The sequence below is a fragment of the Mesorhizobium sp. M4B.F.Ca.ET.089.01.1.1 genome (assembly GCF_004022605.1).
Classification (GTDB): Bacteria; Pseudomonadota; Alphaproteobacteria; order Rhizobiales; family Rhizobiaceae; genus Mesorhizobium; species Mesorhizobium abyssinicae.
Genome location: NZ_RZOS01000970.1, coordinates 1 through 929 on the forward strand (window position 1 = coordinate 1; position 929 = coordinate 929).

Consider the following 929-nt stretch of genomic DNA (forward strand, 5'->3'; position numbering starts at 1 on the left):
GGCTGTCCTGGCCATGGCAGAAAGTGTGTCTCGTGCGACGACCGTCTTGCCCAGTCCGACCTCGTCCGCGACAAGGAAACGCCGCAATGGGTTGCCGCCCTGCAGGGCTGCGGTAGCTGCCTCGACGGTCGCCTCTTGGAAGGGCTTTGCGCGGGCCGTCATGCCGAGAGCCGCTCTCTTGCCATTGACCAAATTTTGGCCAGTTCTTCCAGATCGAGCCGTTCAGCGGCACTGAGGTTGTCGCCATGCGTGAGCAACGCGCTGATAAATGGTCCAAAATGGCGGTCAGCCCGACGGAATGCCTTCCGGTCACGGGCCCATGCCGACAGTATGTCTTCGAGGGACAGCCGGTCGAAGCCCAGCCTCTCGCCTTTCCTAGAGGCTTTACCCAGATCTTCGTCCCACAAGGTCCCGTCCACTGGAAGGGCATCGCCGTTGAGGATGGCGCGCATCCAATCATGGAACGCTCGCACTCCCATGTGGCTTGCAAGTGCCGCCATGTCGCGCTCCTTTTCCAAGGGAGGTCGGACCTCGACGCTTTGCATCCAGCGCAGATCGCCGTCCGGTCCGCCAATGCGAACCTGGATGAAGGCCGATTGATGGGGCAGCGCGACAACTCCCAGCTTGAGCAATGTGGATCCCTTGGGCCAGGCCAGCGGATCGCCATTCGCGTGGCCCGCCTCAAGCCGATGGGACGGATCTGCGAGCTCGGGGGTATTCTGAGCATCGATCGAGAAGAGATCGCCGTCCCGCAGCAGAACCGGATCCCACGTGGCCATAAGCCGCTTTCGCGAGGCTTCGAGCGCATCAAGGGCGCTTGTGTCACTGGGCTGAGCCGACTTTAATTCCGCAAGCGTCACGGGAGTGGCTTTTCCAACGAGGAAATCGAGGCCTTTCTGGAAATCGTCGCCGGCAGCCAATTCCACCAT

1 protein-coding gene is annotated in these 929 nt (G+C 61.5%); it reads right to left on the reverse strand.

Annotation, left to right across the window (positions count from 1 at the left end; genetic code table 11):
* Positions 1-158 precede the first annotated feature (158 nt).
* A partial coding sequence (locus tag EN780_RS39275; RefSeq protein WP_189557055.1) for a multiubiquitin domain-containing protein occupies positions 159-929 on the reverse strand: 771 nt, incomplete at its 5' end.